This window comes from Phycisphaerae bacterium (genome assembly GCA_017999985.1).
GTDB lineage: Bacteria > Planctomycetota > Phycisphaerae > UBA1845 > Fen-1342 > JAGNKU01.
This window is the reverse complement of record JAGNKU010000004.1, coordinates 286,928-311,914: the sequence shown is the minus strand read 5'-3', so window position 1 is coordinate 311,914 and position 24,987 is coordinate 286,928. Positions and strand designations below refer to the sequence as shown.

Sequence of the window (24,987 nt, the reverse complement as noted above, 5' to 3'; positions counted from 1 at the left end):
TCTCATCAACGTGGATGAGGGGTTCTGGTCACCGTGGTTTTCGGTCGGGCGAGGACCCTGCTATGCTTCGGTCCAAACAGTATGGCACCGCGTGCTGTGGCCCCGGCGCACTATGGGCTGTAACATCGTTGAGACCGTGATTCCGCTTTGGATTCCTTTCATTTTGGCAGGTATCCTGCCATTCGTGCTGGTCCGGCGAAGCCGCGCGCGCCGCGCACGGCTTGCCGGACGGTGTCGAAGTTGCGGATACGACCTAACGGGCAACACGTCAGGAGTCTGCCCAGAATGTGGGACTGCCATGCCCGCTAATGATTGATAAAGGGGACATTCTAGAATGGCATTAACTTAAGCGGCATTAGGCTTTTTTCGCAGGGTTTTCCGCAGCGTGGCGCGAGGTTGTTTCATCAAGGGGTATTCGAGCGGGCGGCGTTTGCGGACGCGCGGCTCGTACCGGTCGGGCCGCAACGGATTGACCCACAGCTCCGGCGGCGCGGTCGCCACGAGCGGCCAGCGCAGGTGCCGCAACGCGTCCACGAAGCTGATCCGCTCACGAGCCACGCCCTGCCGGGCCGCGGCCATGGCGCTCTGCACCAAGTTGTGCAGCAGCGCGAAGCCCAGGATTTCCTTCTCCACGCCGGCCACGGTCTCGCTTTTGAGCACGGCTAGGCCGAGCGTCTGCTTCAGGTGCCGCAGGTTGGTCTCCACCTGCCAGCGCTGGCGGCATTTCAACTGATAGATGACGGTCTGTGCCGGCGGGCGGAGGACTGGCCGTGGTCCAGCCTGGCGTTGCGGCGTCAGCGGAGTACGCTGCTTACGGCGTCGCCGGTGGCGCTGTCGCGGAACTGGACGGCGCGCGTGAACCGGCCGGAGACGGATGCGGAGTTGGTCGCGGTGCGGCAGAGCGTAGTGCGTGGGGCCCCGTTCGGCACGTCGGCGTGGCGCGTCCGCACAGCGGCGGCGTTGGGCCTGGAGAGCGCGCTGCACCCGCTTGGTCGTCCGCGCCAGGCATCACGTGAGTAGGCCGAGTCGGCGAGACTGGCCGAAAAGTAGAAGGCCCCCCTGTAATTCGCGGCCGACCGCGCCGACTGCAAGTAGCCAGGCGGGTCAACGCCGCTCGTTGCATGCGTCACCGAGCGGCCCGAGATTCTCCCGCTCCCAGGCCAGCGCCGCTGCCCGCCGCCCGGCTCCACGCACGATCTCCCCGCATGGCCGGCGCAGCACAAACTGTAGCCCGTGCCGCCACCAGGAGCGCGTGTTGTTCGCGCTCGCCCAGCCTTCGCTGTTCCGCGACAAAGCTTCGAGGTCATCAGCCGCCGCACAACCGCCAGCGCGAAGCGCACCGCGCTGCGCCGTCGACGACCGGGCTTGGCGGGCATAGAATCCTAACGGGCTTGGTCGCGCGGCCTGAGGACATGCGCGCTGCGAGGCTGCGAAGTGCGTCACAGGATCTCCGCGGGCCACTTTGCCCAGACGGCGGTTGGACCGCGGAGCGCCGCGGAAAGGCAGACATGGAACTTCCCCGCCGTGCCCGTGGTGATGAACTGCTCCCCCCGGGTGCGCTGGCGGTGGTGTGCGACCGGCTGCGGGGGCTGGCCCGTCATCAGGATTTGGTCTCGGTCGTGGCGTGCGCGTTCGATCATCGTACGCGCATGTTACCGTTCATCTATGCCGATACGCGCATGGCGCCGGCCGGCGCGCGGGCGATCGGATCGGCCCTGGTCGCGGCCGGCTTCCCGAAGACGCGCATCGTTCTCCAGCAGTGGAACCCGAATTTCCATCCGGCGGAGATGCGCCTCGACGGGCGCCGGCCGGATCTGTTCCTGGTCTCCAGCATGCAGATCCATACTGCGGCTTGCCACGCGCTGATCCGCGCTGCCGGCCGCATCGATGCGGCGCACCGGCCGTTGATTATCGCTGGCGGCCCGAAGACGGTTTACGAGCCGTGGGACGTGTTCAGCGCGGACGCGCACGATCCCTGGGGCGCCGATGTGGCCGTAACCGGCGAAGAGTACGTCTTGCTCAGTCTGCTGGAGCGGCTGCTGACCCTGCGTGGCCGCGATGAGCCGCTCCGCGCCAGCTTCCTGCGCGCGCGGGACGCCGGGCTGCTCGACGACATCCCGGGGCTCGTCTACGCCCGGACCGGTCCGACCGGCGTGCCGGAGGAACTGGTCGATACCGGCATCCAGCGGCTCGTGGGCAATCTCGATGAGCTGCCCCATCCTGCGATCGGGTTTCGGCTGCTCGAACCGCCGAGCCGGCGAACCACGTTGCAGTCCCGAGCACTCGCGCCCGAACAGGTGCGTCGCCACAGCCCGATTGCCTCGCTGGTCCTCACGTTTGGCTGTAAGTTCAATTGCCCTTATTGCCCGATCCCCGCGTACAACCAGCGGCAGCACCGGGTGAAAAGCGGCGCGCGCGTGGCCGATGAATTCGCGCGACTGCATCGCGAGTACGGGCTTCGGTACTTTTTCGGCGCCGATGACAACTTCTTCAATCACAAGCAGCGCACTCTCGACATCGTCGAGACGTTGGCGCGGACGGAAATCGATGGCGTGCCCATTCGGAAGAAGTTGCGTTGGGGCACCGAAGTGACGGTCCACGACACGCTTCAACTCCGCGACCATTTGCCGACCGTGCGGACCGCCGGTGTGCGGGCCCTGTGGCTGGGCGTCGAGGACATGACCGCCACGCTGGTCAACAAGGGCCAGAGCGTGGACAAGACCACCGAGGCATTTCGCCTGCTGCGGCGACACGGTATCTGCCCGATGCCCATGATGATGCACCACGACCAGCAGCCGCTGTTCACCCGGCGTGGCGAGTACGGGCTGCTGAACCAGGCTCGGTTGCTCCGCAAGGCCGGCGCCATCAGCCTGCAAGTGTTGATGATGACACCGGCCACCGGTTCGCGATTCTACGAAGGTGCGTATCGTGCCGGGCGCGTTTACGCCAGTGCCGGCGGCCGGCCCGTCGAGCCCTACATGCTGGATGCCAACTACGTCGTCGCGTCGGAACACCGGCAGCCGTGGCGCAAGCAACTCAACATCATGGCCGTGTACCTGTATTTCTATAACCCGCTGCGGTTCCTGCTCGCCGTCGTGCGGCCGAAGAGCAAGCTGTACTTCGCCGACGCATTCGTGCAACTCATCGGCATGTGGGGGCTGTCGCGCACCGTCCGGCGCACCTTGGGTTGGGCAATGAGACTGCTGCGCGGCGACATCCGCCGGCAGGTGACTGCTCCGGCCAGCGCAGTTCCGATGCGCGCGGTCGACGGGCGGCCCGCCGACCACGCGCTGCCGCTTCTGGCCGTCGAAAGCGAGTTGCGGCCGGAAGATGCGGCGCTACAGCGGACGCGCCCCAGGTTGGGCGACCGGGCGGGCCCAGCAGTGACCAGCGCTGTCGATGCCGTTGTGCCCCCCGTGCTCACGTTGCCCTTGAGAGTCGACCCTACGACATGAAACTCAGCGCCGCCCGATCGGAATCGACCCGAGTCTGTGGCGGTCGGCGGACGGAACACCGTCTCCGCACCGATCGGTGATGCGTTTTGGCGAGGTGCGACAGTGATCACGCCTCGAATTCCAGGCACGGGACTGCGGCGGTCGATTGTGCGCGCGGTCGTCGAGCAGGTCGGCGCTCGCATCGGCGTGGTGAGACGCGCCGGTGCCGGATCGAGCTTCACCGTGAAGCTGCCGGCCAGCCGTGGGGCCACGGACCAGCCGGTCGTCCGCGACACACGCGCCACGCAAGTGGTGCTCGAGACCCCGACGGACGCTGCCATCGGTGTTGACGGCGAGCGCCTGGCCCAGTGGAACCGGCCCCTCGGCAAGCCGTTGTTCGAATCTTCGCAACATTCGCCGTCGCCGTCTGGCAGGTTCCGGGTCGTTCGTGCCCGCACGTTCGCGTAGAATCTCAGGATGAACAGCGCCCGGGAAACCGGGGAGCGGATGCGACGGTCGGGTGCTCCCCGCGAGTGCCAAGGTATGCCTGCTGCCAAGAAGCGAATGAAGTCGGCGACCCGCGCGAACACGTACCAGGTCATCCTCGACTCCATCGCGGACGGCGTGTTCACCGTCGACCTGGACTGGCGGATCACGTCGTTCAACGCGGCGGCCGAGCGGATCACCGGCGTGACGCGCGCGGAGGCGCTGGGCCGGCATTGTTGCGACGTTTTCCGGGCGAGCATCTGCGAAACTGAATGCGCGCTGAAGGGCACGCACCGGACCGGCCGGCAGGTGGTGAACAAGGCCGTTTACATCCTGAGAGCGGACGGCGAGCGGATTCCGATCAGCGTCTCGACCGCCGTGCTGAAGGACGAGCGCGGGCGTGTGATCGGCGGCGTGGAGACTTTCCGCGACCTGAGCCAGGTTGAGGAACTGCGCAAGGAGCTGGAGGGGCGCTACACGTTCGCCGACCTCGTGGGGCGCAGCGCGGCGATGCAGCGGCTCTTCGAGTTGTTGCCGCAGGTGGCCGACAGCGTCAGCACGGTGTTGATCGAGGGTGAGAGCGGCACGGGCAAGGAACTCGTCGCCCGCGCGATTCACAATCTTTCGCCGCGCAGCCAGCGCCGCTTTGTCGCCCTGAATTGCGGCGCGTTGCCCGACACGCTGTTGGAATCCGAGCTGTTTGGCTACAAGGCGGGGGCTTTCACGGATGCGAAACGGGACAAGCCGGGGCGGCTGGCGGTTGCCGATCGCGGCACGCTCTTTCTGGACGAAATTGGAGACGTTTCTCCGGCCATGCAGACACGACTCCTGCGCGTGCTCCAGGAGCGCGTCTACGAGCCACTCGGGTCGGTCGAGCCGGTCCAAGTTGACGTACGTGTCGTGGCGGCAACGCATCGTGACCTGGACGAGCTGGTGCGCGGCGGGAAGTTCCGGGACGACCTGTACTATCGCCTCAATGTCGTCCGCCTCCGTTTGCCGCCGCTGCGGGAACGCCGGGAGGACATCCCGCTGCTCATCGAGCGCTTCATCACGCGCTTCAACCGCGTGCAGAACAAGGACATTGTGGGGGTCTCGGATGCGGCCCTGGCGATTCTGATGGCCCACGATTACCCCGGCAATGTGCGCGAGCTGGAGAACATCATCGAGCACGCGTTCGTGTTGTGTCGTGGCGGGCTGATCGAGCCGCAGTGCCTGCCGGCGGCGCTGCAGGTTGCGGTCGGCAAAGTGCCGCGCCGCCTGAAGACGGCCCTCACGCTGGCTGAGCTGGAAGCCATCCACATCCACGATGCGCTGCAGCGCCACGACGGCAACCGGGCCGCCGCCGCGCGGGAGCTGGGCATCAATGCCAGCACGCTGTTTCGCAAGCTCCAGAAGCTCGGCGTCCAGGACTCCGCGGGGCCCGGGCCGCGATCACGCCGTGCGCGAGGTGGCTGACAAATCCCGCGCGCGACGCACCGGGCGGCTGTCTCGTCGAACTCACTCAGCGGGGAGCTGACTGCGCCCGCGCACGCGGGCCGTCTGATCGTCGACCGCCTCCAGCCAGCCAGTGCGTGCATCGGCGCGGTAATCGAAGCGGGGCACATAGGGCTTGATATCGAGCAGCGGCGTGCCGTCGAGGATGTCGACGTCCTCGATGTGTAGAACACAGTCCGCGCGGCGAACCAGGCGGACCAAGCTCAAGCCGATGGGATTGGGCCGCGTCGGGGCCCGGGTGGCAAATACGCCGTGCGTGGCATCCTGGAGGAACGGCTGCACGGTCAGGCGCGCCGGGCCGGCCTGGTGGAACCAGTAAACCAACCAGAGGTGGGAGAAGCCCTCCAGATCCTCAAGGCCCGCGGCGTATTCCGGCAAAAGCTCGGCCCAGCCTTGGACACCTTCCGCAAAGACCGGCTGGATCGGCGTCTGCTCGGGACGCACATGCGGACTATGGATGACGCCGATGGCGTGGAGGGTCAGTCCTCCGGCGGCGTCGCGCTGCTCAGCCATGTCGAATCTCCAACCGCGGGACTGCGGCGATCCACCAGGCCACCGGGCCGCGAGCGCACTGATCTGTGCAGCATACTGAGGCGACTGGGCGGCTTCCAGATCGGGTCCGAGCGCGATGCACGCACGCCGGCCCCACGAACGGTGGGAATTGCATTCTGCAATGTGCGCAGGAAAATGGGATTGCATAATGCAATGCTATGAAACTTCGGAGCCTGCCCGGAGGAAAGCTGTAAATAATTTTTTGGCAATGCATTATGCACATTCATCGGTGCCAGTCCGCGTGCTGGTACGCGCCGTGCATGTATCGGTTGTCATGTACGTTGCGATCCCCGTGCTCGCGGACCGCGTCTCGCCCGTGTTCGACGTGGCGCAGACCGTCGTGCTCGTCGAACTCGACGCGGCGCGCGAAGTGCGTCGTCAGACGGTTCCCCTGCATTCGCAGGATATCGCCCGACGCGCCGCCGAGCTGTCGCAATACGGCGTGAACGTGTTGATCTGCGGCGCCGTCTCTCGGCCGCTCGAGGAATTGCTCTGCGCCGCTGGCATCCACGTCATCCCGCAGACGTGCGGCCCCGTCGAAGAGGTCTTGCAGGCGTTCGCAACCGATCGACTCGACGAGCGAGCGTTTCTGATGCCGGGGTGTTGCGGGGGCAGACGCCGCCGCTGGCGCGGGGCCGGTGGCTGTGGACGCGTGGGGCGCGCACCCGGCGGCCGGCGCAACCGGAGTAGTGAGGGTCGCGGACAAGACCGCGGGGGACGTTGAGCGCTGCACAGCGCGCTGGAAGGAGTAATGACATGCCTGGTGGAGATCACACGGGACCGCTCGGACAAGGCCCACGGACCGGCCGCGCGGCCGGTTACTGCGCGGGTTACGACATGCCTGGGTATATGAACCCCATCCCCGGCTACGGCTTCGGGCGCGGGCGCGGCGGCGGCTGGGGTGGCGGCGGGCGCGGTTGGCGCCACCGCTTCTACACGACCGGCCTGACGGGCTGGCAGCGTGGGGGACGCGGCCGTGGGTGGCGCGCGTTTCCGCCGTACCTCGCGCCGTACGACATGCCTGCGCCCACGCGCGAGCAGCAGGTAAGCATGTTGCAGGCGGATCTCCAGTGCTTGGAGCAGAACGCCGAGCTGTTGCGCCGCCGGATCGAAGAGTTGAACGCGCAGCAGGCCGAGCAGACGACGCCGTAGTGGCGCATGATCAGAGCGGCGGCCGGCGGGCGCGGCAGAGCGTGCCCGCGCCGCCGGCAGGAATGAGGAAATCATGAGAATTGCAGTGACGGCTGTGGAGCCGCAGCTCGACGCGGCGGTGGATCCGCGTTTCGGCCGCTGCCCGTTCTTCCTGCTTGTGGAGACGGACAGTCTGAGCTTCGAAGCGCTCGACAACACGAACCAGGCCCTCGGGCAAGGTGCGGGGATTCAATCCGCGCGCCTGCTGGCCGAGCACGGTGTGAAATGCGTGCTGACCGGCAATTGCGGTCCCAATGCGCATCAGACGCTGAGTGCTGCCGGGATTGACGTAGTGGTGGGCTGCGCCGGAACCGTTCGCCAAGTCGTGGAGCAGTTCAAGGCCGGCCAGTTGAAGCCAACAGCGACGGCAAACGTGCCTGGCCACAGCGGACTGGGGGCGAGCAGCGCGCCAACGCCGGGTCCCGTGCCTGCGCCGGGCGCGCCCTTCACACCTGGTCCGCCGCCGGCCATGGGCCCAAGCGGCGGCATGGGCCAGGGCGGCGGCATGGGGCGCGGGATGGGTCGTGGCCGCGGCCAGGGCGGTGGCGGCCGCGGGCAAGGCGGTGGCCGTGGGCAAGGTGGCGGACGTGGGCGTGGACGCGGTCGCGGTTGCGGCGGAGCCTGACACCCGAACCCCTGCCGATTGGAATGCCCGGCCAGCAGAAGTGGGGCTGGCGGACGGACAGATAGAAGGCAGCTTCCGTGAAAATTGCAGTCGCAAGCGGCAAAGGCGGCACCGGCAAGACGACGGTCGCCACGAATCTCGCAGTGGTCGCCGCGGAGCTTGGCCGCCCCGTGGCGTACGTCGATTGCGACGTCGAGGAGCCGAACGGCCACCTGTTCCTCAAGCCGACGATTGAGCACCGTGAGCCGGTTACGCTGCTGGTGCCGCAGGTGCTTGGGGACGCGTGCGACCGGTGCGGGCACTGCGCGCAGGTTTGCCAGTACAGCGCGCTGGTCTGGCTGGGCGACAAGCCGCTCGTCTTCCCTGAACTGTGCCATAGTTGCGGCGGTTGCGCGCTGGTCTGCCCGAAAAAGGCCATCCTCGAGGTGCCCCGCGAGATCGGCGTAGTCGAGACCGGGCGCGCGGGACGCGTCCGATTCGTGCGCGGTGTGCTCAACGTCGGTGAGGCCAAGAGCCCGCCGGTGATTCGCGCCGTCCGGGCGGCGGCGCCGGATGACCATTGGCAGATCATCGATGCGCCGCCGGGGACATCGTGCCCGGTGGTGACCACGGTGCGCGACACCGATTTTGTCCTGCTCGTGACCGAGCCGACGCCGTTCGGCCTGCACGACCTGACGCTCGCGGTCCAGACCCTGCGGCAGGTCGGCGTGCCGATGGGGGTTGTCATCAACCGGGCCGATGTCGGCGACGAGCGCGTGGCGACGTACTGCGCCGCGGAAGGGATTCCGGTGCTGCTGACCATCCGCGATGACCGCGGGATCGCCGAGGCGTACTCGCGCGGCGAGTTGCTGGTGACGGCCCGGCCAGACCTGCGGGCCGCGCTGGCAGGCCTGTGGGAACAGCTCGAGAGGGTAGCCACGGCGCAGGCGAAAGCGAGCCACACAGCATGAAGGAACTGGTCGTCATCAGCGGCAAAGGCGGCACGGGCAAGACGAGCCTGACGGCATCGTTCGCGGTCCTGGCCGGCCACGCGGTGGTTGCAGATTGCGACGTGGACGCGGCGGACTTGTCGCTCGTCCTCTCGCCCGAGATCAAGGTGCGTGAGGAGTTCCGCAGCGGCCACGAGGCGGCTATCCGGCAGGCGGACTGCGTCCGTTGCGGGGCGTGCGCCACATACTGCCGCTTCGAGGCGGTGGACCAGTACATGGGGGGAAATGGCGCGCCCGGACCGCGCGGCCAGCATGCCGCCTGCAAGGGTTGCGACTTCTGCCAGCGCTCCTGTTCCTTGCGGACCTACGAAATCCTGCGCGAGATGTGGGAAGCGTCGGGTGCGCCAGGGCAACCTGTGTTCGCCATCGATCCGTTGGCGTGTGAAGGCTGCGGGGTCTGTGTCCGCTTCTGTCCCGTGCATGCCATCGACTTCATAGAGCGCGTCTGTGGCGAGTGGTTCGTCTCGGACACGCGCTGCGGGCCGCTGGTCCATGCGCGGCTCGGGCCTGCGGCTGAAAACTCGGGCAAGCTGGTGAGTGTCGTGCGTGCCCAGGCGCGGGACGTCGCCAAGAGCACGGGGCGCGAGCTGGTCATTATCGACGGTGCGCCCGGCATTGGCTGTCCGGTGATCGCTTCGCTGACCGGAACGGCCGCGGCCCTCATCGTTACGGAGCCGACCGTCAGTGGGCAACATGATCTGGAGCGCGTCGCCGGAGTGGCCCGGCATTTTGGCGTGCCCACGTGGGTCTGCGTGAACAAGTGGGACCTCAATCCGGATATGACGACGCAGATCGAGGCCGCGGCGCGCCGTCACGGCATGCACGTCGCCGGTCGCGTGCGCTACGACCAGACCGTCACGGCGGCCCAGGTGGCGGCGCGCACGATCGTTGAGTTCACAACCGAGGGCGTCGCGCGTGACGTGCGGGCCCTGTGGCAAACACTGGATGCGTGCCTGAGAACGTCGGATGCGCAGCCGGCATCGGGTCAAGACGCGGTGCCCGGACCGGCCGTTGAGTTGAGGAGCACAACATGACGGATCGTTGCCCGAGTTCATCCCCGAGGCAGGTGGATCCGGAGCGGGAACTCGAGAACGAGATTCTGCGGGGACGCATGGAACGCATCGGGCAGAAACTGCTCGTACTCTCCGGCAAGGGCGGTGTGGGCAAGAGCACCGTGGCCGCCAACCTGGCCGTGGCCCTGGCCGCCGCCGGCTCGCACGTCGGGCTGCTGGACGTGGACATTCACGGCCCGAGCATCCCCCGGCTGCTTGGTCTGGAGGGCCGTCGGCCGGAGGTCGTGCAGGGGCTGCTCGAGCCGGTGCGGGTCAGCGAGCGGCTGGCGGTCATCTCGATCGACTTCTTTCTTCCGGACGAGCGTGCCCCGGTCATCTGGCGCGGGCCGCGCAAGTTTGGGGCCATCAAGCAGTTTCTGAAGGACGTGAACTGGGGCACACTGGACTACCTGGTCGTGGACTCGCCCCCTGGCACCGGCGATGAACCGCTCGCGGTCGCGGAGCTGGTCGGGCAGCCGGCCCAGGCGGTCATCGTGACCACCCCGCAGGAGCTGGCCGTGGCCGACGTACGCCGTTGTGTCTCGTTCTGCCGGTCGCTGAGCCTGTCGGTCGCCGGCGTCGTCGAGAACATGAGTGGGTTCGCGTGCCCGAGTTGCGGGCACGTGGTGGACCTGTTCAAGAGAGGTGGCGGGCAGCGTCTGGCCGAAGAAACACGTGTGCCGTTCCTGGGAGCGATTCCCATAGATCCGCGCGTGGTCATCGGTGGCGACGCCGGCGCGCCTGTGGCCTCTGGTGCGCAGGACAGCCCCGCGGCGCGGGCCTTCGCGACCATCGTGCAAACGTTACTGAGCCTGCCGGCGCGAGCCGCGGATGATAGGCCGGCATATTCCACGGAGGATTGCCTTATGAAGATCGCCATCCCGGTTGAGAACGGTCGTCTTTGCACGCATTTCGGTCACTGTGCCGAATTCGCCGTATACGACGTCGCCCCGGGCGCCAAAGCCGCCCGCGCCAAGACGGTGCACCGCGCGCCGCCGCACGAACCGGGTGTGCTGCCGCGCTGGCTGCATGAGCAGGGCGCCAACGTGATCATCACCGGCGGCATGGGGCAGCGTGCGCAACAGCTCTTTGCCGAGAATGGGATTCAGGTGATCATGGGCGCACCGCCGGAACTGGCCGACGACGTGGTCGCTGCCTACCTGGCGGGCACACTGCAGACGGGAGCCAACCCCTGTGACCACTGACGTCGGCCAGAGCCTGCTGGAGGAAACCCGGGCGCGGGCGCACGGCCGCTGCGTCGTTTGCGGTCACGTCAACGGGCGCGCTCCGCGATTGCACTTCGCGGTAGCGGATGACGGGAGCGTGCAGGCGACGTTCCAGCCTGAGCCGGCGTACGAGGGTTACAATGGCATCCTGCACGGCGGCGTGATTTCAACGCTGCTGGATGCGGCGATGACCAACTGCCTGTTTGCGCAGGGGCGCCACGGCCTGACCGCTGAATTGTGCGTCCGTTTTCGGCATCCGGTGGTCAGCGACGGTCTGCTGCAGCTACGCGCATTTGTGGAACGTGCGTCGCCGCCCCTGTTCGTTTTGCGCGCGGAAATCCGGCAGGCTGGCCAGGTGCGCGCGACAGCCATCGGGAAGTTCCTGGAAAAAGGGCGCTCCATGACTACACCTGAACCTACTAGGGCGTGCGTTGAGCGACAGAGTTGAATGACGAGGAAAGCGTGAGCGGCGAAGTTGCGAAGTTCTTCGAGCGGTGGACGGTGGACCGGCTTCAGGCGAACGACCCGGCACCGGAGATGGCGGGCGGCGGCCCGGCGTTTACCCATGTGCCGGAGGTGATTCGCGCGCTCGCGCACGTGCGGAAGCCGGCATGAACGTCCGGTGAAGGAGGCACACGTGACACGAATGACCAGGTGCATACTCATCGGAGTCGTCGGCAGTCTGCTGGGTGGTTTGAGCGGTTGCGAAGGCTGGCCGCTGCCGTGGCTGGAGTCGGCGACAGACCGCGCGCAGCAACCGGTGGGCCTGGTGCAGTTGATCGAGTTCCACGACATCCAGGGGCTCCGAAACTGGGCCTACGCGCTCGAGCGGCGGAACCTGAAGGCGCTGATCTATGTGCAGGAGAACATCCTCGCCGCTTACCCTGCGGACATCCGGTGGCTGGCCGATCAGGGACACGAGATCGCGGGCGGGTATGCCGAGGAACCGCTGTGGGATGTGGCGTACGACACGCAGTATCAAGTCATGAGCACGACGAAGGCGCTGGTTGAGGAAGTGACCGGCAAGCCTATGCGGGCTTTCGGCAGCCGGTACTTTGCGTACGATGAGAACACGTTGAGGGCGGCGGACGCGCTGGGGGTGGCGTATATCCTCGCGCGCGGCACCAGCGACGTCGAAGCGCTCATCTACGATCCGGACGAATACGCTTGCCAGCTCATCTCGGTCAGCAATGTCACCTTCGAGGACATGGGCCACGGCAGCCTGTGCGACTACTCGCTGTGGGCGCGCGGCTCAACGGCGGAGGAGTTCGCCCAGGTGCTGCAGGAATCGCTGGCGAAGCGACCCAAGCGGATCATGGTCGCATCGCACGCCTACCTGGGGGGCATGAAGCAGGCCTGGTGGACGGTCTATGAGAACCTGCTCGACAGTGGCGAGATTCAATGGGCCGAGAGCTTCGACGCGTGGGTGACGGCCGCGAGCGGCGTGAACATCCAGGTGCCGTTGAGCATGATCCCGGTCAACCGGGAAGTCCTGTACGACACGCCGACGCCGGCGGTCCCGCTCGAAGAGCTGGAGGACGTGGATCAATTGTACAACCCGTGTGGCGCACCATGAGAGCTTGGCCGGTCGTCGTTCTGTTCGTCGCCCCGCTGCTCGCCGGCTGCCCGGTGACATCGGCAGGATCTGAGCCACCAGACCCGGATGTCCTGCTCGTTTTCCACAACAACAGTGGGCCGATGTGCCTGGCCGCGCTGGCCTGGCTGGCGGACATCGGGGACGCGCACCCCACGTTGGTGATCGAGGAGCACCTGACGTATGAGTCGGGGGAGGCGGCGCGGCTGGCGCAGCACGAGGCGCTGCACTCCACCAGCCAGGGCGTATCCGCCAGTTTCGCGTACCTGCCCATCATCTTCTACCAGGGGCAGGCCTTCTCGGGCTTCGACGACGAGACGGCCCAGGCCCTGGAGGCGTTGCTGGCGGCCGCTGAGAGTGGTTCGTAGGGAGCCCGGCCCGCTTGTGTCGGGCCCGGTGTGTGGCGTGGACAGCTCATGAGCACCGTACGTATCACCATCCTGGTTGACAACTACGTGCGGCGGCGAGGTCTGCTGGCCGAGCACGGCTGGGCATGCTGGGTCGAGACGCCCACCAGCCGCCTGCTGTTCGATACAGGACCGGGGGCGGCACTCCAGCCCAACGCCCGTGAGCTCGGCATTCCGCTCGAGACGGCGAACGCGATTGTGCTGAGCCACGGTCACTATGACCACACCGGCGCGCTGGGGGTGATGTTGAACCTGGCTCCAGCGGCACGCGTGTTTGCGCACCCCGCGGCCCTGGAAGCGAAGTACAAGCGTGCGGCCAATGGCCACATTCGCGCAATCGGGTTACCCGTCCCTTCCGCGGACCTGCGCACTCGACTCGCGGCGCGCCTGGTTGCCACGCGCAGTCCGACCGAGATCAGCCCCGAGCTGTGTGTTACGGGCGAAGTGCCACGCGTGACCGATTTTGAGCCGGACGACGACAGCTTTTACGTGGATACCGCGGGCGAGCAGGCCGACGCGCTGAGCGATGATCAGGCGTTGATTGTGCGCGCGGCGGACGGCATGGTGGTGGTGCTGGGTTGTGCACACGCCGGCGTAGTCAACACGCTGCGCCACGCACAGACGCTGTATCCCGGTCTTCCGCTTGTCGCCGTTCTGGGCGGCATGCACCTGCAGAGCGTATCGACGAAGCGCGTCACGCGAACCATCAATGAGCTCGCTGCCCTGGGCGTGAACAGCGTGATTCCGACCCACTGCACGGGCTTGCCCGTTTTGGCGACGCTCGCGACTGGATTGCCGCGCCGCTGCACGCCTGGCGAAGTGGGCGCGGTATTCGAATTCTCAACAAGGACCGGACAATCACAAAGCCAATGAAGGAGCGACTCATGACCGACGAAACATGCCGCATGCCGTTGATCGGCGACAAAGCCCCCGAGTTCGAGGCCGAGACCACACAGGGCAAGATCCGTTTCCCTGCAGACTACAAAGGCAAGTGGGTCGTGTTCTTCTCGCACCCGGCGGATTTCACGCCGGTCTGCACGACGGAGTTCATGACGTTCGCCAGCATGGCCGGCGAATTCAAAGCCCTCAACTGCGAGCTGCTCGGGCTGTCGATCGACAGCACGTACAGCCACATCGCCTGGCTGCGCACGATCAAGGAGAAGATCACGTACAAGGACCTGAAGGGTGTCGAGGTCACATTCCCGGTGATCAGCGATCTGACCATGGAGGTCTCGAAGAAATACGGGATGCTCCAGCCGGCGGCGAGCAACACGCAGGCCGTACGGGCCGTGTTCATCATCGATCCGCAGGCCATCGTGCGCGCGGTCTTGTATTACCCGCTGGCCAACGGGCGCAACATGCAGGAGGTGAAACGCCTGCTGGTGGCCATGCAGCACTCAGACGAACACAAGATCGCGACGCCCGCCAACTGGCAACCGGGCGACGACGTCATCGTGCCGCCGCCGGGCTCCTGCGGCGCCGCGAAGGAGCGCGTCGAGAAATCCGCGGCTGACACGAAGGTCCTCGACTGGTTCCTGACGCTCAAAAAGTGCCCGCACGGAAAGTAGGATGGTTTGGCACCCGGAAGTGCAATGCAACACGTGTTCGGTCCGGTAGCGTCGCGTCGCCTTGGCCGCTCGCTGGGCATCGACGTCGTGCCGTACAAAACGTGCACGTTCGACTGCGTCTATTGCCAACTGGGCCGCACGACCTGCCAGACGATCGAGCGGCAAGCGTGGTTTACACCGGACGAGATCCTGGCGGACGTGCGCCGCGGGCTCGACGCCCGCCCGGACTATGTGACGATCGGCGGCTCCGGCGAACCGACGCTCTACGCCGGTCTCGCCGAGCTGATTTCGGAACTCAAACGGTTGACCACGACTCCCGTGGCGGTGTTGACCAATGGTTCCCTGCTGTGGCGTGCCGACGTACGTGCGGCGCTGCAACAGGCCGATCTCGTCATCCCATCGCTCGACGCGGCGGACGAGGTTGCGTTTCAGGTGGTGAATCGACCCCACGCGGCGCTCTCCGCGGAGCAGGTCTGGCGCGGGTTGGCGGAGTTCCGGCGCGACTACCGCGGGGCGTATTGGCTGGAGGTGTTCCTCATCGACGGGCCGGCCAGCGCTGCGCCGCGCGTGCGCCAACTGGTTGAGCGTGTCGGCCAGCTGGGTGCTGACCGCGTGCAGTTGAACACGGCGACCCGCCCGCCGGCGGAATCCTGGGTCACGCCGGTCTCCCCGGAGCGTCTCGCCGAAATCGCACGGGCTTTCACGCCGCCAGCCGAGGTGATCGGGCCGCACCCCGTCTCCGCCTGCGCCGCGCTCGGCCGGGTGACGCGCGAGGCCGTGGTCGCGCTGCTGCAGCGTCGTCCCTGCACGCTGGCGGACATCGCCACCGGTCTGGCGGCTCATCGGCATGAAGTGATCAAGATCCTGGATGGTTTGATGACCGACCGCCGAGTTGGCGTGGAGATGGTCGGCGAACAGGCCTGTTTCATGTTGCGCAAGTGAGCAGGGGCATGAGGCGAAAAGCGAATCTTGTGATCATACGCAGACTGGGGTATGCGCGCAGACCTGAACTTCCGGACCGCGAATGCAAGCAGCCGGCCGCTCGTGCGCGGCCATGGGGTGTGCGCGGAGCTCAATCGTGATGCAAGTGTCAGCCATTCAGGATTTCTATCCCGACGACGTTGTCTACTGCTACGGCTGCGGCCGGCTCAACGAGCACGGGTTGCATATCCGCAGTGCCTGGGATGGCGACGAGACGGTCTGCGCAACCGGACGGTGACGTGGACTTCGGCGACATCAATCCATTCGTGATCTTGCTGAGCGCCCGCTGATCCCCCACACGTCCCACGAGCCCGGCCGGCGTCGCGCTTGCCCGCGCGGCGCCGGCTGCGTGCTCATACCGCACACACACGATGCTCAGGTTGGAGGGGCCGATGCTCCCGGCCGCTACGGCGCCGCCGCGCCGCTGAGCAGCATGACAAACGGGTTGATATCCGCGAAGGACGGGTAGAGCCCGTCGCCGTTGATGTCGCCGTTCTCCGGATCACAACCCGCGTACTGCGTCTGCCAGTTCTCAAAGCTCGACATGTACAGCACGAACGGGTTGATGTCCTTGAAGTTCACCACGCCGTCGCAATTCAGGTCGCCGGTAATGAACACCGGCGTGCCGAAGAACTGGACCTCGCTCAGCATCAGATAATGCGTGCTCGTTCGTCCCAGGTAGACTTCCAGCGTGCTGCCCTGGAGATCCAGGCCGGAATATGTCAAGGCGAACGGCTCGCCCCCCGGCGGATCGACCGGCGTGTACTCCAGCACCTGTCCACCCATCGTCAGGCGCACCAGCGACGGCGGATACACGCCACCCGCGCCATTCGAATCATCAACGTGCAGCACCACGGTGTGAATCCGCATGTCTTCCGCGAAATGGAACGTGATCGTCGGCATCACCGTGTGCCAGCCGACGTAGGGCAGGTTCGCGACATTCCAGTTCTGCGTCGCGATCACGCCGTTGGTCAGGTCGCCGAGCCCGCCGCTGAGCGGCGAGAGCGCCTGCTGTGGATTGCCGGACCCGTTATAGGTGTCGTCGTAGTAGGTGTAGTTGCCCGTCTCGCCGTTGAGCATGTCGTACGAAACCGGCATGATCATCCCCACGGTCTTGAAGCTGCGCGCCGCCGCGAACGCGCCGTCCCCGCAGCCGTTCGTGGCACGCACGTGCCAGTAGTACCATGTCAGCGACTCGAGCGCGTTCACCAGTGTGTAGTTGGTATCCGTGGTCGTCGCCGCCGCGACAATGTTGGTGAAGCCCGTATCCGTTGCCACTTCGACGGTGTACTCCATGGCACCGGTGACGGCCGCCCACACGAACTGGGGCCGCAAGGCCACGTCCGTCGCCCCGTCCGTGGGGCTGGTCAGGGCGGGGGCGCTGGGCGCCCCGGCGGCGACGTACAGCCCTGCCGCCACGCTGCGCGTCGCCGACGCCGAAGTGCCTTGGATGTTCAGCGTGTAGTTGCCCGGCGGCACGCCGCCCGTATTCCCGACGGTGAGGACCGCTGAGAACGGCGGGACGGCATTGTTCGCGCTGAAGGTGATCGTCGCGCCCGGGGGCGCGTCCGGCACGCTCAGGCTTACGACCTCCGTGAAGTCACCCGCGGGCTGCACGTCGATTGTGTAGACCGCGTCCTGCGGCGCGCACACCGCGGCGGACTCCGGCGCGACGAGGAGCCGGAAGGCATTGCCGTGCGGCAGCAGCAGGGCCGGGTCACCGAGGATGACGAACTCCTCGAAGAAGTTCCGGCATTCGTCGAGGTGGTTGGGCGGCTGCTGGTTGAGATTGCCGGACCAGCCTCCATACGACGCCAGGAAGCGGTACAAACCGTCGAGCCAGGCGGCGCCGAGTTCCCACTCGTTCTTCTCGAAGAACGAGCCGAAGAACGCCTTCTCGAGATGGACCGACGGCTGCCAGGCCTCCCAGCTGCCCCAGTAAATGTAGTTGGACGCCGAGATGTACGCCGCCGCCCCCTTCAGCGGTGCGCGCAGCCAAGTCTCGCCGAAGCACTCGCTCAGCGAGTAGTTGGCCGTGTTGCAGGAGAAGCCGAACACCAGGCCGTACAGGCCCGTGTTTGTCAGCGCGTTGACGTTGCTTTGTGTGAACGACGGGCTCCACCAGCCCGACGACGAGCTGTGACCGAAGTAGACCGTGAACAAGCAGCCCGTGTTGAGGGCCGCGGTGACATCCGCCGTGTCGCCGCCCTGCGACGCGTAGATGCGCACCCCCTCGTAGTCGTGCGGCTCGAAGTAGGTGTCAATCACCCAGTCGTGCGTGGGTTCCGCCGTGCCCTGCGTGTCCGCGTTCGCCAGGAACGCCCCGCGCCGGTAGAAGTCCGGATTGGGGAAGTTCCCCGCCTCGACCCACAGGGTCTTCGTCACCACGTCGCCCAGTGACGCGACCGAGGCGACGCTGAACCGGCCGACCGGAATATCGGGGTACCAGTCGATGCCGCCCGGCATGCAGCCGTACGGCCAGTCCGTCACCGCCGACTTGCTGCCGCCACCGACGAAGTGCGGCACCGTGCTGTTCGTCGCCGACGTTCCGCTCGTGTCGCCGACGATCAGAATGTACTCGGGCTGGTTGAGCGTGCCCCACAGGCCGAGCACGTAATTCCGGATCGACGTGTTCGTCTGCCCGCTGGTGGCCACGTAGGTCGTCACGCGGAACCCCGTTGCCTCGCGGTGCGCGATGAACTGATTCAGCGGGGCGCTGTTGGCGTAATCCTGCGCCGTGATGATGAGGTAATTCCGCGCCGCGTGGGCGGGCGCCGCCGCCCCAAGGATCGTAAGTGCCGCCAGCCAGAGGCCAGGTCGCAAAAGAGCCCAACTCCGCCGCATGATCCACCTCCAAAGATGATTGTGCCGCCGTACTGCCAGCACTGCGCACGCCGCGGCGGCTCTGGCATGTCAGTAATCCATATCGATATCAGAATAGCACAGTGACGGCCGCGGGGGAATTGATTTCTGGCCCGCGGGACCAGTTCACGGCCGCACGGGTGGCAATCACGCCGTATTCCGGTCGCGTGGGCCGGCTTCCGACGACGACCTTGCGTGTGCTGCCGTGGGTGGGATGATAGCCGATCGGGTCCGCGATCGGTGGTCGTCGGGTTGCATCGGATCGGTCAGGGCTTTGTATATATGCGCGGGAACCCGGTGGGTGGCACGGCGTCCAATTGCGTGGTAGCGCCGACAAATCCGGGTTCAATACCGCGTCCGGCACAAAGGGAGTGGCCATGCGCTCTTTGCTGACGGTGTGTCTGTCCGGTCTCGTGACGTGCGCCGGCGTGCCCTCGCTATGCGCTCAGCCGGCCGCGCCGGCCGAGGCGCGCGGCTACGAGGCGTTGAAGGCCCGTGCCGAAGCGTTCTTCGCCGAGGGCTCATTTCAGAAGTGCAACGAGGTGTACGCAGAGGCCAGCCCGCTCGAGCTTCCACCGGCCGATGCGCGCTGGGTGCGTTTTCGCCTGGCGGACACGCTCTGGCGGTCGCAGGCGGCGACGGAAACGGCGGACGACACTCCGTATGAGCGCGCCCGGCGCGAGTTGGAAGCGCTGGCCGGGGAAGTTCAGCGGCCGGAGGACCGCGACCAGGTCTGGGCCGAGGTCCAGGAATCCCTGGGCGACTATTGCTGGCGCTCGCCGCGCTCCCGCGACTGGCAATCCGGCTGGCAGCATTACCAGGGGGCGCTGGAATGGTGGGGCTGGTCGGCGGACCTCGCCACGGCACGGGTGCGCTATCTGGCGATCGTGCGCAAGGCCGTGCAACCGCCGGGACAGGAAGACTGGGGCGACTACTGGTGGTACGCGCAGGTTCCCGTCAACGTGCTGGACAACGCGCTGAAGGTCAGCGAGACGCCCGACGACATCGCGTTTGCCCACTTCGTTCTGGCGATGGCGCTGCGCCACCACTCCACGTTTGCGGCGCAGCAGCGTGTGCCGGTCGAGTTCGAGGGTGCCCTCCAGGCGGGCAAGTCGACCGCGTGGTACGACGACGCGTTGTACGCCTACGCCGAGTGGCTGGCCAGCCGCGGCCCGGCGAAACCGGCGAAGGCGGGCGGCTTCACCAACGAACCCGATTACGTGCAAGCCCTCGGCCTGTTCCAGCGTCTGACCAGCGAGTTCAAGGAAGGGGAGTCGCAGTACTGGCCGCGCGCGCGGGACTTCAGCGAGCAGATCACGGCACCGAACGTGTACGTGTCGGTCGGCACGGCCTTCTTGCCGGACTCGTTGATTCAATTCGACGCCGGTTGGCGAAACGTGTCGGAAGTGACGTTCAACCTCTACCAGGTCACGCTGATCGAGGACGCCGACTTCACGAACAAGGACGCGGGCGAGCACGGCATCACGGTGGGCGGGCGCCCGAAGTTGAAGACCTGGACGCGGGCGATTGAGGACAAGGGGGATCACCGGCCCGGCCGCGACGCGATCACGCTCGCTGAGCCGCTGCCCCCGGGGGCCTACATGATCGAGATTGCCGCGGCGCATCACAGTGCCCGCGCGCTGATTCTTGTGACGGACGCCACATTGGTCCTGAAGACAAGCGGGCGGCAGGCGCTGGCGTACGTGTGCAATTCGTACGACGGGGCGCCGCTCGCCGGGGCGTCCGTGCTGCTGTGGGAGTACTACGACCATGACGGGCAGCGACAAGCCCGCAGTGTGCGCGGCACGACCGACGAAAACGGCTTGGTCCGTCTGGATCTGCAGTTCCGTGACGACTGGCGCAACATCTACGCCGCAATCCTCGCCGGTGACCGCCAGGCGTTCGCGAGCACGTATGCATCCCGCCATGGCCAAGCTGAACCCAAGTGGCGCATCTACGCCTTCACCGACCGTCCCGCCTACCGTCCGGGTGACACCCTGAAGTGGAAGCTCACGGCGCGCCTGTACGCTGCCGGCCAGTACTCCACGCCCGCCGGCAAGCAGCTCAAGTGCGTGTTCGAGGATGGCCAGGGCGCGAGGCTGAAGGAGGTGCAGATTGAGCTCAATGCGTTCGGCAGCGCCTGGGGCGAGCTGCCCGTGACCGAGAAGATGGCCCTTGGCGAGGTCAGCATCCGTCTGCTAGACGGCAATAAGGAGATCGGCGCGGCCGAGCTGTGCCGGTTCGAGGAATACAAGCTCCCGGAGTTCAAGGTCACGGTCGAGACGCCCAAGGACGAGCAGGGCCGGCCGAAGGTGTTCCGCGTCGGCGACCGGGTCGAGGCGACGCTCCAGGCGGAGTATTACTTTGGTGGCGCAGTCACCAACGCCGATGTGACCGTACGAATCCACCAATCGCCATTCCAGCATTCCTGGAGTTCGCCGCATGACTACCCCTGGTTCTACGAGGATCCGTGGGAGTTCCGCCGGTGGTACCGCGATGACGAGCAGGTCATCAAGGAAGACAAGCTCAAGACCGACGCGACCGGGAAGGCGACGGTCGTTTTCGAAACGCCGGCGAATGCGGAACGGGATTTCGAGTATCGCATCGAGGCCCGCGTTGCGGATGCGTCCCGGCGCGAGATTGAGGCCGAGGGTGTGGTCCGCGTCACGCGCCAGAAGTACTACGTGTACCTGACGCCCGCGCACAACATCTATCGCCCCGCGGACAAGGTGGTGGTCGAAGTGCGGGCGCTCGACGCCAGCCAGAACCCGATACCCGCGAGCGGGGAGATCGCCGTGTCGCGCCAGCGCTACGTCGAGATCTGGCTCGACCCGCGCAACCAGGAGGTGCGCGGCGACGAGTTGCAGGCCCTGATCGCGGGGAACCGGGGCTGCTGGCCGCCGGTGCTCAAACCGGGCGAGGCCCCGTGGCGGCTCAAGTTCCGCGGCTACGAGCAGGACGACATTTTCACGCAGCCGGTGCAGACGGACGCCGAGGGCCGGGCCGAGTTCACGTTCCAGCCGGAGCGCGACGGCTACTACAAGGTGGCCTGGCGCAGTGAGGACCCGGGCTACGACTACATCCGCGCCGAGAGCTTTGTCTGGATCGCGACCGACGCAACGCACCAGACCGGCTTTCGCCCCGGCGGCGTCGAGATCGTGATCGACAAGGACACGTTCCGCGCCGGCCAGACCGCCGCCGTCATGCTGACGGTGCCGACCAACGATCGTTACGTGCTGTTCACCGTCTCCGCCGAGGACCTGCTCAGCTACCAACTCGTCCACGTGACTGGCAACGCGAAGCTGCTGCAACTGCCGATCACCGGCCAGTACGTGCCGAACATCTACCTCGGCGCGGTGCTGGTGAGCGGCCACCAGCTCTTTCAGGATCAGAAGGAGGTCGTCGTCCCGCCGGTCGAGCACTTCCTGACGGTCGAGGTGCAGCCCGATCGCGAAATCTATGAGCCACAGCAGGAAGGCACGCTGACGGTGCGGACGAAGGACTGCGACGGCAAGCCTGTGGCGGCCGAGGTGGCGTTGAGTCTCGCGGATGAGTCCGTGTTCTACATCCAGCAGGACCTCGCCGGCGATCCGCAGCCGTTCTTCTTCGGGCAGAAGCGTGACAGCGGGGTCCGACTGGCCGCGACGGCGGCGCAGTTGGCTTACCGGCGGCTGGTGCACGGCCCGGACGGCAAGGTGCTGGACGAGCGCGCGCTCGCAACACCCCAGCCCGGCGAGCCGGCGGCGAGAATGAACCAGCAAGCTCAGTACGGATTCGACGTTACCCAGGGCTTGGGTGACATCTCCAGCGACTGGGGCATGTTTGGGGAAGGTGGGGGCGCGGGCTCGGGCATGTTTGGTCAAGGGGAGGGATCGGGTGGGTGGGCGCGCCGCGGGGTCTACTTCGCCGAGATGCCAGCGGCCAGTGAGCGCACTCTCTCTCTTGTGAGCTTGGGCGAGCCGATGACGCCCGCGCTGCTGCGAGTGCCAAGTTCCACTGAGGAGCAGGACGGCGATGGCGGTATCGATTACGTGCCCGCGGCCAGCATCCAGGTTCGCAGCGATTTTCGCGCGACGGCGTTCTGGCAGCCGGATGTCAAGACTGACGCCGACGGCGTCGCCACCGTGAAGGTCAAGTATCCCGACTCGGTCACGGCGTGGCAGGCCACGGCCCGCGCGGCGACCACCGGCAGCCAGTTCGGCATGGCCACGGGCAAGTCGCGTACGCGCCAACCGCTCATCGTTCGGGTTCAAGCGCCACGGTTCTTCCTCGTCGGCGATACGGTGACCGTCTCGGCGGTGCTTAACAACAACACGGACGCCCCGTTGAAGGCGCTGCCGGGACTGAAGGCCGAGGGGCTTAGCCTCGAGGGCTGGCTGCGCGATGGACAACTTGCTGCCGGCGAGCCCGCCGCGGTCGAAGTGCCCGCCCATGGCGAGCAGCGCGTCGATTGGCGCATTCGCGTCGAGCAGCCCGGCACCGCGAAATTGACCGCCCTGGCACGCGGCGAGAAACACGCCGACGCGATGGAACGCAGCCTCCCCATCTTCGCCCATGGCATCGAGCAACTCGTCGCCAAGTCCGGCAAGGTCCGCGAGGGCGACGTCACCGTGAAGTTGGCGATTCCAGCCGAGCGGCAGCCCGACACGACCACGCTCACAGTGCAGGTTGCACCCAGTCTCGCAGTGACCATGCTGGATGCGCTGCCGTACCTGGTCGATTACCCCTATGGCTGCACCGAGCAGACGATGAGCCGGTTCCTGCCGGCGGTCATTACCGCGAAGACGCTGGGCGACCTCGGCCTGTCGCGTGAGATCGTGGCCAACCGCCTCTTCGGCGGCATGGAACACCCGGCCAGCCAGCCGAGCGATCCGAACGCCGAGCCGTCGCGGGGCGCGTCGCTCGCGCGGCTCGACGAGGTGGTGAATCAGTGCCTCGCGCGGCTGTACGACTTCCAGCACGCCGACGGCGGCTGGAGCTGGTGGAAAGGCGACGCGACAACGCCGAGTGATCACTTCATGACAGCGTACGTCGTCTGGGGGCTGGCGCTGGCGCGCGACGCTGGGATTACCGTCGAGGACAACGTGCTCAAGCGTGCGGTTGCCTTCCTGGAAACAAAGCTCGTCGAGGAAGAGAACGCGCCAGACATGCAGGCGTGGATGCTCCACGCGCTGGCTGTTTATGACGCGCTGTCAAAGACTGAGCGGGGGGCGAGCCAGCAGCGCGCCTATGCCAACATCCTCAAGCAGCGCGAGAAGCTGAACGCCTACACGCGCGCCTTGCTGGCACTGTGCGCCCACGCGTTCGGGAAGACGGATGATGCCCGGCTGCTTGTGCGGAACTTCGAAAACGGCGTGCAGATCGACGATCGGCCGGACACGTCCGTGATCATGGAAGGTGTGCAGCAGTCACACGACGCCGTCCTGGCGACGGCCCACTGGGGTGCGGACGGCGTCTACTACCACTGGTCTGAGGGCGGCGAAGAGGCGACCGCGTTCATGCTGCGGGCGCTGCTGGCCATCGAGCCGGACCACAAGCTCGTCGAGCCGGTCACCAATTGGCTCATCAAGAACCGCCGCGGCGCCCAGTGGCGTAGCACGCGCGACACGGCGATCGTGGTCTTGGCGCTGAACGACTACCTGCGCCGGAGTGGCGAGCTCAAGCCGGACGTGGCCTACGAAGTGCTCGTGAACGGGCAGTCCGTTGCGCAGCAGAAGGTCACGCCGGCCGACGTTTTTGCCGCCCCCAGCCGGTTCGTCGTCGATCCGAAGCTGATCCGAGATGGCGACAACGAAATCCGGATTCGGCGCACCGGCGGCACGAGCCCATTGTACTTCGCCGCGGAGGCCCGCTTTGTCAGCCTGGAATGCCCGCTCCAGCCGACCGGCAACGAGATCTTCGTTCGCCGGCAGTACTACCGGCTCGCGGAAAAGCCGACACTGCTGCAGGGGCTGGTGTACCAGCGCGTGCCGCTCAATGACGGCGACAAGATCATCAGTGGCGAGCGGGTGGAGTCGGTCATCACGCTCGAAGCGAAGAACAATTACGAATATCTCGTGTTCGAGGATCTCAAGCCCGCGGGCTTCGAGGCGGTGCAGGTGCGCAGTGGTGAGCCGTGCTACGCGCAGGAATTGAAGAGCGGCATCGTCGAGCGCCAGTTCGGCACGCAGACAACCGCGCAGCGCGCTGCCGAGGAGCATCTGCGGCGCGGCGCTACGGACCACACCGGCCGCAGCCGCTGGACCCACCAGGAGCTGCGCGATCGCAAGGTGGCTTTCTTCCTGGACCAGCTACTGGAGGGCGTATGGGAGTTGCGCTACGAATTGCGCGCCGAGGTGCCGGGCGAATTCCACGCGCTGCCGACCATCGGTTACGCCATGTACGTTCCGGAGTTGCGCTGCAACGGCACCGAAATCCGGGTGCAGGTGGACGAGCCGTAGTCGCGGCGGGCTCGGGGGTGGAGTCCATGCCGCCCCGGCTGGGCATACGCCGTGATGCAGCGTGCTAGATGCCGCGCCACCGTTTG

The 24,987-nt window shown here is 66.5% G+C and carries 21 protein-coding genes; 18 read left to right on the top strand and 3 right to left on the bottom strand.

Annotated features, from left to right (window positions below; all coding sequences use genetic code 11):
* Positions 1–345: 345 nt before the first annotated feature.
* Entirely contained in the window at positions 346–984 is a 639-nt protein-coding gene (locus KA383_07800; GenBank protein ID MBP7746023.1) for a transposase, read from the bottom strand.
* Between the two features lie 524 nt (positions 985–1,508).
* Between KA383_07800 and KA383_07795 the strand changes: the two genes are divergently transcribed.
* From KA383_07795 to KA383_07785, 3 genes are all read left to right on the top strand, one after another.
* Positions 1,509–3,455, top strand: a complete 1,947-nt coding sequence (locus tag KA383_07795) for a radical SAM protein (protein ID MBP7746022.1) — start codon at positions 1,509–1,511, stop codon at positions 3,453–3,455.
* Positions 3,456–3,557: 102 nt separating this feature from the next.
* The gene (locus tag KA383_07790) at positions 3,558–3,902 is read left to right on the top strand and encodes a HAMP domain-containing histidine kinase (GenBank protein MBP7746021.1); all 345 of its coding nucleotides are present in this window, start codon (positions 3,558–3,560) and stop codon (positions 3,900–3,902) included.
* Positions 3,903–3,977: 75 nt separating this feature from the next.
* Positions 3,978–5,375, top strand: a complete 1,398-nt coding sequence (locus tag KA383_07785) for a sigma 54-interacting transcriptional regulator (protein ID MBP7746020.1) — start codon at positions 3,978–3,980, stop codon at positions 5,373–5,375.
* A gap of 42 nt (positions 5,376–5,417) precedes the next feature.
* On the opposite strand, the gene tsaA is transcribed toward KA383_07785, so the two are convergent.
* The gene (gene tsaA / locus KA383_07780) at positions 5,418–5,927 is read right to left on the bottom strand and encodes a tRNA (N6-threonylcarbamoyladenosine(37)-N6)-methyltransferase TrmO (GenBank protein ID MBP7746019.1); all 510 of its coding nucleotides are present in this window, start codon (positions 5,925–5,927) and stop codon (positions 5,418–5,420) included.
* 313 nt (positions 5,928–6,240) lie between these two features.
* Here tsaA and KA383_07775 point away from each other — a divergent pair, with 313 nt between their 5' ends.
* The 14 genes from KA383_07775 to KA383_07710 all read left to right on the top strand — a co-directional run bounded on the left by KA383_07775 (position 6,241) and on the right by KA383_07710 (position 15,837).
* Entirely contained in the window at positions 6,241–6,690 is a 450-nt protein-coding gene (locus tag KA383_07775; GenBank protein MBP7746018.1) for a NifB/NifX family molybdenum-iron cluster-binding protein, read from the top strand.
* A gap of 32 nt (positions 6,691–6,722) precedes the next feature.
* Positions 6,723–7,118, top strand: coding sequence for a DUF5320 family protein (locus KA383_07770; protein MBP7746017.1), 396 nt, complete (start codon positions 6,723–6,725; stop codon positions 7,116–7,118).
* Between the two features lie 73 nt (positions 7,119–7,191).
* A complete protein-coding gene (locus KA383_07765; protein MBP7746016.1) occupies positions 7,192–7,782 on the top strand; it encodes a NifB/NifX family molybdenum-iron cluster-binding protein in 591 nt (196 codons plus the stop codon).
* Positions 7,783–7,859: 77 nt separating this feature from the next.
* Positions 7,860–8,732 (top strand): ATP-binding protein, encoded by an 873-nt coding sequence (locus tag KA383_07760; GenBank protein MBP7746015.1) that lies wholly within the window; start codon positions 7,860–7,862, stop codon positions 8,730–8,732.
* On the top strand, positions 8,729–9,805 hold the full coding sequence (locus KA383_07755; protein MBP7746014.1) for a 4Fe-4S dicluster domain-containing protein: 1,077 nt from the start codon (positions 8,729–8,731) through the stop codon (positions 9,803–9,805). Before KA383_07760 ends, KA383_07755 begins: the two co-directional genes overlap by 4 nt.
* A complete protein-coding gene (locus KA383_07750) occupies positions 9,802–11,028 on the top strand; it encodes a P-loop NTPase (GenBank protein ID MBP7746013.1) in 1,227 nt (408 codons plus the stop codon). Before KA383_07755 ends, KA383_07750 begins: the two co-directional genes overlap by 4 nt.
* Positions 11,018–11,497: a PaaI family thioesterase gene (locus KA383_07745; protein MBP7746012.1), complete on the top strand. Its 480-nt coding sequence runs from the start codon at positions 11,018–11,020 to the stop codon at positions 11,495–11,497. The genes KA383_07750 and KA383_07745 overlap by 11 nt, the downstream gene beginning before the upstream one ends.
* 14 nt (positions 11,498–11,511) lie before the next feature.
* Positions 11,512–11,664, top strand: a complete 153-nt coding sequence (locus tag KA383_07740; protein ID MBP7746011.1) for a hypothetical protein — start codon at positions 11,512–11,514, stop codon at positions 11,662–11,664.
* 22 nt (positions 11,665–11,686) lie between these two features.
* Positions 11,687–12,625, top strand: a complete 939-nt coding sequence (locus KA383_07735) for a polysaccharide deacetylase family protein (GenBank protein ID MBP7746010.1) — start codon at positions 11,687–11,689, stop codon at positions 12,623–12,625.
* On the top strand, positions 12,622–13,011 hold the full coding sequence (locus tag KA383_07730; GenBank protein MBP7746009.1) for a hypothetical protein: 390 nt from the start codon (positions 12,622–12,624) through the stop codon (positions 13,009–13,011). The genes KA383_07735 and KA383_07730 overlap by 4 nt, the downstream gene beginning before the upstream one ends.
* Before the next feature lie 48 nt (positions 13,012–13,059).
* Positions 13,060–13,923 carry an MBL fold metallo-hydrolase gene (locus tag KA383_07725; GenBank protein MBP7746008.1) on the top strand — a complete coding sequence of 288 codons (864 nt, stop codon included), beginning with the start codon at positions 13,060–13,062 and terminating at the stop codon, positions 13,921–13,923.
* Positions 13,924–13,955: 32 nt separating this feature from the next.
* Positions 13,956–14,618 (top strand): peroxiredoxin, encoded by a 663-nt coding sequence (locus tag KA383_07720; GenBank protein MBP7746007.1) that lies wholly within the window; start codon positions 13,956–13,958, stop codon positions 14,616–14,618.
* A gap of 24 nt (positions 14,619–14,642) precedes the next feature.
* Positions 14,643–15,560 (top strand): radical SAM protein, encoded by a 918-nt coding sequence (locus KA383_07715; GenBank protein MBP7746006.1) that lies wholly within the window; start codon positions 14,643–14,645, stop codon positions 15,558–15,560.
* A 136-nt stretch (positions 15,561–15,696) separates the two neighbouring features.
* Positions 15,697–15,837 carry a hypothetical protein gene (locus KA383_07710; protein ID MBP7746005.1) on the top strand — a complete coding sequence of 47 codons (141 nt, stop codon included), beginning with the start codon at positions 15,697–15,699 and terminating at the stop codon, positions 15,835–15,837.
* 167 nt (positions 15,838–16,004) lie between these two features.
* Here the strand turns inward: KA383_07710 and KA383_07705 are convergent, their stop codons facing one another.
* On the bottom strand, positions 16,005–18,443 hold the full coding sequence (locus KA383_07705; protein MBP7746004.1) for a hypothetical protein: 2,439 nt from the start codon (positions 18,441–18,443) through the stop codon (positions 16,005–16,007).
* Between the two features lie 395 nt (positions 18,444–18,838).
* Between KA383_07705 and KA383_07700 the strand changes: the two genes are divergently transcribed.
* Positions 18,839–24,901, top strand: coding sequence for an alpha-2-macroglobulin (locus KA383_07700; protein MBP7746003.1), 6,063 nt, complete (start codon positions 18,839–18,841; stop codon positions 24,899–24,901).
* Positions 24,902–24,987 lie beyond the last annotated feature (86 nt).

Excerpts from the sequence above, each read along its gene's own strand:
- KA383_07795 (MBP7746022.1), top strand. The coding sequence starts at position 1,509 with ATGGAACTTCCCCGCCGTGCCCGTGGTGATGAACTGCTCCCCCCGGGT.
- KA383_07785 (MBP7746020.1), top strand. The coding sequence starts at position 3,978 with ATGCCTGCTGCCAAGAAGCGAATGAAGTCGGCGACCCGCGCGAACACG.
- tsaA (MBP7746019.1), bottom strand. The coding sequence starts at position 5,927 with ATGGCTGAGCAGCGCGACGCCGCCGGAGGACTGACCCTCCACGCCATC.
- KA383_07775 (MBP7746018.1), top strand. The coding sequence starts at position 6,241 with ATGTACGTTGCGATCCCCGTGCTCGCGGACCGCGTCTCGCCCGTGTTC.
- KA383_07770 (MBP7746017.1), top strand. The coding sequence starts at position 6,723 with ATGCCTGGTGGAGATCACACGGGACCGCTCGGACAAGGCCCACGGACC.
- KA383_07765 (MBP7746016.1), top strand. The coding sequence starts at position 7,192 with ATGAGAATTGCAGTGACGGCTGTGGAGCCGCAGCTCGACGCGGCGGTG.
- KA383_07755 (MBP7746014.1), top strand. The coding sequence starts at position 8,729 with ATGAAGGAACTGGTCGTCATCAGCGGCAAAGGCGGCACGGGCAAGACG.
- KA383_07750 (MBP7746013.1), top strand. The coding sequence starts at position 9,802 with ATGACGGATCGTTGCCCGAGTTCATCCCCGAGGCAGGTGGATCCGGAG.
- KA383_07730 (MBP7746009.1), top strand. The coding sequence starts at position 12,622 with ATGAGAGCTTGGCCGGTCGTCGTTCTGTTCGTCGCCCCGCTGCTCGCC.
- KA383_07725 (MBP7746008.1), top strand. The coding sequence starts at position 13,060 with ATGAGCACCGTACGTATCACCATCCTGGTTGACAACTACGTGCGGCGG.
- KA383_07720 (MBP7746007.1), top strand. The coding sequence starts at position 13,956 with ATGCCGTTGATCGGCGACAAAGCCCCCGAGTTCGAGGCCGAGACCACA.
- KA383_07715 (MBP7746006.1), top strand. The coding sequence starts at position 14,643 with ATGCAACACGTGTTCGGTCCGGTAGCGTCGCGTCGCCTTGGCCGCTCG.
- KA383_07705 (MBP7746004.1), bottom strand. The coding sequence starts at position 18,443 with ATGCGGCGGAGTTGGGCTCTTTTGCGACCTGGCCTCTGGCTGGCGGCA.
- KA383_07700 (MBP7746003.1), top strand. The coding sequence starts at position 18,839 with ATGCGCTCTTTGCTGACGGTGTGTCTGTCCGGTCTCGTGACGTGCGCC.